At 45.1% G+C, this 9,536-nt stretch carries 5 protein-coding genes and 1 pseudogene; 3 read left to right on the forward strand and 3 right to left on the reverse strand.

What is annotated here, in order from left to right; all coding sequences use genetic code 11:
- The first annotated feature begins 68 nt into the window (after window positions 1–68).
- Window positions 69–1,283: a 4Fe-4S binding protein gene (locus tag L2744_RS16105; protein WP_248992881.1), complete on the forward strand. Its 1,215-nt coding sequence runs from the start codon at window positions 69–71 to the stop codon at window positions 1,281–1,283.
- A 91-nt stretch (window positions 1,284–1,374) separates the two neighbouring features.
- Here the strand turns inward: L2744_RS16105 and katG are convergent, their stop codons facing one another.
- Window positions 1,375–3,561 (reverse strand): catalase/peroxidase HPI, encoded by a 2,187-nt coding sequence (gene katG / locus L2744_RS16110; protein ID WP_248992882.1) that lies wholly within the window; start codon window positions 3,559–3,561, stop codon window positions 1,375–1,377.
- Window positions 3,562–3,973: 412 nt separating this feature from the next.
- On the opposite strand from katG, the gene L2744_RS16115 reads away from it, so the two are divergent.
- Window positions 3,974–5,032 carry a GGDEF domain-containing protein gene (locus L2744_RS16115; RefSeq protein ID WP_248992883.1) on the forward strand — a complete coding sequence of 353 codons (1,059 nt, stop codon included), beginning with the start codon at window positions 3,974–3,976 and terminating at the stop codon, window positions 5,030–5,032.
- A gap of 113 nt (window positions 5,033–5,145) precedes the next feature.
- Here L2744_RS16115 and typA read toward each other — a convergent pair whose 3' ends face one another.
- The gene (gene typA / locus L2744_RS16120) at window positions 5,146–6,957 is read right to left on the reverse strand and encodes a translational GTPase TypA (protein WP_248992884.1); all 1,812 of its coding nucleotides are present in this window, start codon (window positions 6,955–6,957) and stop codon (window positions 5,146–5,148) included.
- A 1,041-nt stretch (window positions 6,958–7,998) separates the two neighbouring features.
- On the opposite strand from typA, the gene glnA reads away from it, so the two are divergent.
- Window positions 7,999–9,408 carry a glutamate--ammonia ligase gene (glnA, locus tag L2744_RS16125; RefSeq protein WP_248992885.1) on the forward strand — a complete coding sequence of 470 codons (1,410 nt, stop codon included), beginning with the start codon at window positions 7,999–8,001 and terminating at the stop codon, window positions 9,406–9,408.
- A 33-nt stretch (window positions 9,409–9,441) separates the two neighbouring features.
- Here glnA and L2744_RS16130 read toward each other — a convergent pair.
- Window positions 9,442–9,536 (reverse strand): annotated as a pseudogene (locus L2744_RS16130) (IS982 family transposase); the annotation flags it as partial.

The following is a 9,536-nucleotide window of genomic DNA, read 5'->3' on the forward strand; positions in this document are numbered from 1 at the left end:
CTCAAAAACTTATCCTCAGTTCATCACTCAGACACTGTACTCGTTACTCATTCGCTGTATTCATCACTATGACTTTTATCGAATCACTCACCCTGATGTTGGCACTCATGTATCTCGCCTCCCTCAGCTATTGGAGCGGCCAGAAATGGGGCGCTGTCGCCACACTATTGTGTAGTTTAGGTGCTGTAGCCATTACCTTATATTGGCCCTTGGCTCTAGGTTTACTGATTGCGTTACCTGCGGCTTTGGCGCTTAATAGATTTGCTCCAGACTCCTTAAAGCATGATATTAAAATCAATACCTTGCGTGAAGGTACTCAACATCTTTTGGCGCTATCCTTACTGTTGGTCGCGATCCAATACACCATTAACACCCTATTACTTAAACAAGGTATTACGCCTTGGTTAATGCGTCCCGATGTGGTGGATGCCTTCTTACCTATTGCTGGTGGCATTGAGCTTAAGGCCATTATCAGCCTCAATTTGTGGGATCAGACTCATCCTGCGGCGGCGGTAATGTTGGCAGCAGTATTAATCACTGGCTTACTCTGTAAACGTGCATTTTGTGGTTGGGCCTGCCCATTAGGTTTAGTTGGAGAATATCTCTATTCATTTAGAAAACGCTTTATTAAAGCGGAGTTTGCACCACCCGCTTGGCTCGATTGGCCACTGCGAATGCTCAAGTACCTCTTATTATTCGCACTCTGCTATATCGTTATCGGTATGCCAGCCCAAACTATCCCCCATTATCTTGACGGTAATTACCATAAGATTGCCGACTTAAAAATGGCGATATTTTTTATCACTCCCGGACTTATCACCTTGTTATGTTTTGGATTAGTCCTTGCTTTAGCCGCATGGCGTCGTCAGGGATTCTGCCGTTATTTATGTCCCTATGGGGCAATGCTCGGGATTTTGAGCTTTGCTAGCCCGCTCAAAATCCGCCGAGATACTCAGCACTGCCTGATTGAAGCGAAAGGGATGAAATGCGACAAGTGTACCCGTGCTTGCCCTGCCAATATCATAGTGCACACTAAAACCACGGTTCGCAGTGATGAATGCCAAGCCTGTATGCGTTGCGTCGCTGCTTGCCCTAAATCGGCAGCCCTTGGTCTTGGCCTAAAATCAGGCCACAGATTAGGACACAAAGGATTACTCGCATTAGTGCTCGCGGCATTATTTATGCTACCGCTGGGCGCTTATCTTGCCGGTTTCTGGCATAGCCAAACCCCAGATAGTATCCGTATGGAACTTATCCAAGTGATTAATAGAATTGGACATTAAAAATATCAGAGGTACTAAGGGAACCTTGATTGCAGCCTAAAATAAAAAAGTGCAGAGAACTCTCTGCACTTTTTAGCTACTCACAATGTATCTATGCAATATCGAAACGATCGGCGTTCATCACTTTAGTCCAAGCTTTGACAAAGTCCTTCACAAACTTCTCTTTCGCATCGTCTTGAGCATAGACCTCGGCGTAGGATCTCAACACCGAATTTGAGCCAAATACAAGGTCGACTCGAGTTGCTGTCCATTTCACTGCACCGGTTTTGCGCTCAATAATCTGGTACAGATTATTACCAGCAGGTTTCCAGTTGTAGGACATGTCGGTCAGATTAACGAAGAAGTCATTACTGAGTACACCGACACGATCCGTAAACACACCGTGTGCACTGCCCGCATAGTTTGCACCCAATACCCTCATGCCACCGATTAATACTGTCATTTCATGGGCTGTAAGTCCCATAAGCTGAGTGCGATCTAACATAAGCTCTTCAGGCTGGACGACATAATCCTTTTTCTGCCAGTTGCGGTAGGCATCGTGTAAGGGCTCAAGCACGGCAAATGATTCAATATCCGTCATTTCCTGCAAAGCATCGCCACGGCCAGAAGTAAATGGCACGCTAATATTAACCCCAGCATCCTGGGCCGCTTTTTCTACCGCTGCGGTTCCACCCAAGACAATTAAGTCGGCAATACTAACTTTTTTACTCAGACTGGCCTGAATTTCGGTTAACACTTTTAATACTTTTTGCAAGCGAGCGGGTTCGTTACCTTCCCAATCCTTTTGTGGTGCGAGGCGAATTCGCGCACCGTTTGCGCCACCACGGAAATCAGAGCCACGGAAAGTGCGGGCGCTATCCCAAGCGGTTGCCACTAATTCGGCAACACTTAAATCCGTTGCCAAAATCTTAGCTTTTAATGTTGCGATGTCTTCGTCATTGAGACGGTAATCAACCTGTGGGATCGGATCCTGCCAAATGAGTTCTTCTGCGGGCACTTCTGGGCCTAAATAACGGCTTTTTGGCCCTAAGTCGCGGTGAGTTAACTTAAACCAAGCCCGGGCAAACACCTCGGAGAAATAAGCCGGATCTCGATAGAAACGCTCCGAAATCCTGCGATATTCAGGATCCATTTTCATCGCCATGTCCGCATCTGTCATTATGGGATTGTGGCGAATCGCAGGATCTTCAACATCAACAGGTTTATCTTCTTCTTTGATGTTAATGGGTTCCCATTGCCAAGCCCCTGCAGGACTCTTTTTCAGTTCCCATTCATAGCTGAATAACAGATAGAAGTAGCCATTATCCCACTGGGTTGGGTGAGTAGTCCAAGCGCCTTCAATCCCACTGGTGACAGTATTACGCCCCACGCCACGGCTGGTTTTATTGATCCAACCTAAACCTTGCTCGTCAACATCTGCAGCTTCAGGTTCAGGACCTAAATTTTCGGCTTTACCATTACCATGGCATTTACCAACAGTGTGCCCGCCAGCAGTTAGTGCTACGGTTTCTTCATCATTCATGGCCATACGGGCGAAGGTAATTCTGATATCTTGTGCGGTCCGCAGGGGATCTGGGTTACCATCGACCCCTTCAGGATTGACATAAATTAGCCCCATCATTACTGCGGCGAGAGGATTCTCAAGATCTCGCTCCCCAGAATAACGGCTGTTCGGGTTATCACTCGGCGCTAACCATTGTTTTTCTGAGCCCCAATAAGTATCTTTTTCTGGATGCCAGATATCCGCTCTACCACCGGCAAAGCCGTATGTTTTCAACCCCATGGATTCATAGGCGACATTACCCGCAAGTATGATCAAATCGGCCCAAGACAGCTTGTTGCCGTATTTCTTCTTGATTGGCCAGAGTAAACGGCGAGCCTTGTCGAGATTGACGTTATCCGGCCAGCTATTAAGCGGCGCGAACCTTTGATTACCCGTGCCAGCACCGCCACGGCCATCGGCAATGCGGTAAGTTCCAGCAGAATGCCATGCCATGCGGATCATCAGACCGCCATAATGCCCCCAATCTGCGGGCCACCAGTCTTGGCTATCTGTCATCAAGGCATATAAATCTTGCTTCACCGCCGCGAGATCGAGTGTTTTAAAAGCTTCACCATAATTAAATGTGGGATCCATAGGATCGGTTTTTTTGTCGTGCTGATGCAGAATATCGAGATTTAATGCCTTAGGCCACCAGTCCATATTGTTGGTTGTGGCGGAGGTATTACCACCATGCATTACTGGGCATTTACCTTGAGAGCTGTGAGTCTTGTCCATGAGCTATTCCTTTATTTAATGATTAACGAAGGGCGTATAGCCTGTATCATTTTTTTGTGTAATTTAGACTAATCACTTTTCCCCCCTCCCTAAAGCGAGTTTTACAGTTTGCATTAATCTGTTTTTATGATTAGTGATACCGTCCATACTCTCGAAAAATATGGAGAATAAACGAGCACCATTACAAAAAAGCGCAAACTTAAGGAATAAAACTAGGTCACTTTAGCGAAAATACAAAACCGCAGGACAAAAAAAACACCATAACTAATGCGCAAGATCACGATCTGAGCTCTTAGAGTAGTTTTGACAAAACTTTATTAATTTTAATCAGTTCGCTGAGCCGTTTTATCGTCAATACTCATTCTATAAGAATATCGAAAACGCTTTATATTCTTTCATTCGGAGCGAGTCTATGCGACACAGACGTCTGCAACTTATACAATCACTGTTTGATGATTATATTGAGATGTACTCTTCACGAGATGACAAACTCACAACCCGTTTTAGCGATAATTTTAGTGGTTATGCGGGTAGCAGTGATGCCCTGATCACCAATAAAGAGGAGTGGATACGGATCACTCGCCAAGACTTTGCACAAGTGCCAGAGCGGATCCATATCGAAATGTTAGATTTATCATTACAGGATCTTGCTGAGGATCTGGTCGTTGCTACCGCCTTTTTCCATATACATCTCCCCATTCCCGAATCGATACTCTGCCGAGAAACCGCAAGGCTAGTATTGATTTTTCATCGAGAAAACAATGACTGGAAAATTGCCCATAGCGGAATATCTATCCCCTACGGTTTAGCAAACAAAGGTGAGATCTACCCTATGACAAGCCTAGAAGAGCATAATCGCGAACTTGAATCCATAATCGTAGCGCGCACCCGTGAGCTAGCCGAGGCGAACAGCCGACTAGAAATACTGAGTAACACGGACGGCTTAACCAATATTGGCAACCGCAGACTTTTTGACCACATGCTGCGAACTGAATGGAGCCGCGGACAACGCAGTAACACGCCACTTGCTCTTATCATGCTCGATATTGACCATTTTAAATTATTTAACGACTACTACGGCCACCTCGCTGGAGATGACTGTCTAAAAAAACTGGCTAACTGCTTATCTCAGTCCGGTCGTCGAGCGGGGGAATTAGTCGCTCGCTACGGCGGCGAAGAGTTTATTATTTTATTGCCCAATACAGATAAACAAACCTCTCTCGATACGGCGCACTATATTCATCAACTTATCCAGTCTCTCACTATCCCCCATGCAAAAACCGACCTCGGTATAGTCACAGTCAGTCTTGGTATCGCCTGCTTACAGCCTTCAGAGCAACACAGCGCCTTAGAATTAGTCCGCCAAGCAGATGCTGCCCTTTATCTTGCCAAATCGGCTGGTCGTAATTGCATACGTTCACTGCCATCATTGAACCCTCAGGGATTTATCTACGACGGGCCACAGGAATAAACGTCAAAATTCTCGGTAGATAATATAAAAAAGCCCCGCATAGTCTCCTATGCAGGGCTTTTAAACCGATTGACTCACCTTAAGGATGAGTCACCTGAGTTAGCAGGCTGGCATTAACCGCGGTTAAAGCGCTTACGATCGTTTTCAGTCAAGTGTCTCTTACGAACACGAATGTTCTTAGGCGTGACTTCAACTAATTCGTCATCATCGATGAACTCAAGCGCTTGCTCAAGCGTCATTGTGATTGGCGTAGTCAGTACTTGAGCTTCGTCAGTACCAGAAGCACGCATGTTGGTCAGCTGCTTACCTTTCAAACAGTTAACTGTCAGATCGTTTGAGCGAGCGTGGATACCAACAACCTGGCCTTCATATACTTCAGCGGCATGGCCGATAAAGAGACGACCGCGATCTTGTAGACCGAACAGTGCGAAGGTCAGTGCTTTACCAGTTGCGTTAGAAATCAATACGCCGTTAGCGCGTTGACCGATATCGCCACCTTTATGTGGACCGTAATGATCGAACGAGTGGTAGATAAGACCAGTACCAGAAGTCGCAGTTAAGAATTCAGTTTGGAAACCAATTAAACCACGGCTTGGGATGATGAAGTCGATACGTACACGACCTTTACCATCAAGCTGCATGTCTTTCATTTCAGCTTTACGGGTACCTAACTTCTCGATCACTGTGCCTTGATCTTCTTCTTCAACGTCAACGGTTAAAGTTTCAAATGGTTCACACAGTTCACCGTCGATGGTTTTCAGAATAACTTCTGGACGTGATACGGCTAACTCGTAACCTTCACGACGCATGTTTTCAATCAGGATTGATAAATGCAACTCACCACGACCAGAAACACGGAAACGATCTGGACTTTCAGTTTCTTCAACACGCAGTGCCACGTTGTGGACTAATTCTGTTTGTAGACGTTCCAAAATGTTACGTGAAGTCACATACTTACCTTCTTTGCCCGCAAAAGGTGAAGTGTTAACTTGGAAAGTCATGGTCAGAGTAGGTTCATCAACAGTCAAAGGAGGCATAGCTTCCACTGTGCCAACAGCACAGATAGTGTCAGAAATTTTCAGCTCGCCTAAACCTGTGATAGCAACGATGTCGCCCGCGTTAGCAATTTCAACTTCAGTACGGTCTAGACCCATGTAACCTAATACTTGGCCCATTTTACCGTTACGAGTTTTGCCATCAGCGCCAACAATAGTCACTTGTTGGTTAGTTTTAACACTACCACGCTTGATGCGGCCGATACCGATAACACCCACGTATGAGTTGTAGTCGATTTGCGAAATTTGCATCTGGAACGCGCCTTCGGCGTCTGCATCTGGGAAAGATACTTTTTCAACGATAGTTTGGAACAGAGGCGTCATATCTTCACTGACAACATCTGGATCTAAAGTTGCAAAACCGTTTAACGCAGAAGCGTAAACGATTGGGAAATCTAATTGCTCGTCAGTCGCGCCTAAGTTGTCGAACAGATCGAATACTTGGTCGATAACCCAATCAGGGCGTGCACCTGGGCGGTCAATTTTGTTGATAACAACGATTGGCTTTAGGCCTTGAGCAAACGCTTTTTTGGTTACAAAGCGAGTTTGTGGCATTGGACCATCAACGGCATCAACCAGCAGTAATACTGAGTCAACCATAGACAGAACACGCTCCACCTCACCACCGAAATCGGCGTGGCCTGGGGTATCAACGATGTTGATACGGTAATCGTTCCACTTGATGGCAGTATTCTTTGCCAGAATCGTGATCCCACGTTCCTTCTCAAGATCGTTGGAGTCCATCACCCGCTCAGTAGCTTCTCCCCGGGTTGCAAGGGTTCCTGATTGCGACAGCAACTTGTCTACCAGGGTCGTTTTGCCATGGTCAACGTGTGCAATAATGGCGATGTTACGTAAATTCTCTAGCACGGATAAACCTCTTACCATCAAACAAAAATAGGGGATATTACAATATTCGTTACAGCAATCTACGTTGAGTCGCCATAAAAAAGCGTGCCATTCTACTCCAGAGCGGTCTTGGCGCACAGGATTATTTTTGAACACTTATAAAACAATAACTGTCGGCTAGGCGTACCTCGTATGGCGCACACTAAGTCAAATAGTCTGCACGCACCGTAAAAGCGCAAATAAATAGCCATTCTTGGCAAACACTGGCAAGTTAAACAGCTGAATTCACTATTTTTCATATTATGAGGTACTCACATAAATGCGGATCCCCATCGCAAAATACTGATACTAAATGGCTCTCTTTCAAATTTTTTGGATTGTTTAAGCCGCGATAACTAAATTAGGCAACCGACAGGTCTAGGCGTTGAATAACCCGTTTCGATAAATGCCAATTTGCAACTCATAGTCAATGGCTTGTCATCCAAGCTCACCTAGCTTACAAGCCATAAACTTAATCCACACCCAAGAACGACACTCTCTCTAATAATATGATTTTAAACAACTATTACATTTTATCGCACTGTTATCATTGAGGCGTTAGTCTGTTAATTTCGCACAATTTTATGACACTAATACGGCCAAAAAATAATCTAGCAATAAGGTTAGAATTAACGACTCATTCTCTGTATGTTATGTGCTAGATCTATTGTGCACCTTGTTGCAAACAGAAAAATTTGTGGGTTGAATTGAATACTTCAATGAGGAACTCAGATTTTATCAGATGCCAGTAAAATCCAAAAAACAAAGGAAGTTAACATAAAACGCATTGTCGCAGGGCGCACCAAAATGGATTGCTGCACCAAATTACTGCGAACAAACGCACTAAATAAGTGCATTTGTAGAATCAATTTAGTGCAATAAATTCTATAGCTTTTGATTATCAATACTTTATATTGTTGGCATGGATATCGCTATATAGCTCGTAAGTTTGGCTCAGTAACGTACACTTGAGTTAAAAGATTATAAGAAGGGTCATCCCTTTACCCTACCGGAGGCTTGAGAATGTCAGTTGAATCAGTTTTAAAGCAACTTGAAGAATTAGAAGTTAAGTTTGTTGATTTACGTTTTACCGACACTAAAGGAAAAGAGCAGCATGTATCTATTCCTGCTCATCAGGTAAACGTTGACTTCTTCGAAGACGGTAAAATGTTTGATGGTTCCTCAATCGCTGGCTGGAAGGGCATTAACGAATCAGACATGGTACTGATGCCAGATCCAACCACTTTTGTACTGGATCCTTTTACTGAAGAAACCACAGCCCTGATCCGTTGTGACGTTTTAGAGCCTGGCACAATGACAGGGTACGATCGTGACCCACGCTCTATCGCAAAAAGAGCTGAAGAATACCTACGTTCTACTGGCATTGCTGACACAGTATTAATGGGACCAGAACCAGAGTTTTTCCTATTCGACGATGTCCGTTTCGGTACTGACATGTCAGGTTGTTTCGTAAAGATCGACGCTAAAGAAGCGGCTTGGAACTCAGGCACTAGCTACGAAGGCGGCAACACGGGTCACCGTCCATTTGTTAAAGGCGGTTACTTCCCAGTTGCACCTGTTGACTCATCACAGGACTTACGTAGCGCTATGTGTTTAGTGTTAGAAGAAATGGGCCAAGTCGTTGAAGCGCATCACCACGAAGTGGCGACTGCGGGTCAAAACGAAATCGCAACTCGCTTCAACACGCTAACTAAGAAAGCGGACGAAATCCAAATTCTAAAATACGTAGTGCACAATATGGCACACGCTTACGGTAAGACTGCGACGTTCATGCCTAAGCCAATCGTTGGTGACAACGGTAGCGGTATGCACGTTCACCAATCTCTGGCGAAAGACGGTGTTAACTTGTTCGCTGGCGACAAATACGCGGGTTTAAGTGAAACAGCTCTGTACTACATTGGCGGTATCATCAAGCACGCTCGCGCACTGAATGCTTTCACCAACCCAAGCACTAACTCTTACAAGCGTTTAGTGCCACACTTTGAAGCACCCGTTATGTTGGCCTATTCTGCCCGTAACCGCTCTGCGTCAATTCGTATTCCAGTAGTGCCAAGCCCTAAAGGTCGTCGTATCGAGACTCGCTTCCCAGATCCACATGCAAACCCATATTTAGGTTTTTCAGCACTGCTGATGGCGGGACTTGACGGTATCCAGAATAAGATCCACCCAGGCGAAGCAATGGATAAAGACTTGTACGATCTGCCTGCTGAAGAAGCGGCTGAAATCCCACAAGTAGCCACTTCATTAGAAAACGCCCTTGAAAATCTGCAAGCTGACCATGAGTTCTTAACTCGCGGTGGTGTATTTAGCGAAGATTTTATCCAATCTTATATTGCGCTGAAATCCGCGGAAGCTGAACGTGTAAGCCGTACAACTCACCCATTAGAGTTTGAGATGTACTACAGCCTATAATGGCTAGCGGCATGTAATTAACCTGAGATCGGTTTAACAAGCCATAACTGCAATAGCATTAAACTCTGCGTTAGTGATGTTCAGTTGTGGCTTATTGTCTTTCAATTGATAGGCGATAAGTCCCGCAA

This window comes from Shewanella profunda (genome assembly GCF_023283765.1).
GTDB lineage: Bacteria > Pseudomonadota > Gammaproteobacteria > Enterobacterales > Shewanellaceae > Shewanella > Shewanella profunda.

Excerpts from the sequence above, each read along its gene's own strand:
- L2744_RS16105 (WP_248992881.1), top strand. The coding sequence starts at position 69 with ATGACTTTTATCGAATCACTCACCCTGATGTTGGCACTCATGTATCTC.
- katG (WP_248992882.1), bottom strand. The coding sequence starts at position 3,561 with ATGGACAAGACTCACAGCTCTCAAGGTAAATGCCCAGTAATGCATGGT.
- L2744_RS16115 (WP_248992883.1), top strand. The coding sequence starts at position 3,974 with ATGCGACACAGACGTCTGCAACTTATACAATCACTGTTTGATGATTAT.
- glnA (WP_248992885.1), top strand. The coding sequence starts at position 7,999 with ATGTCAGTTGAATCAGTTTTAAAGCAACTTGAAGAATTAGAAGTTAAG.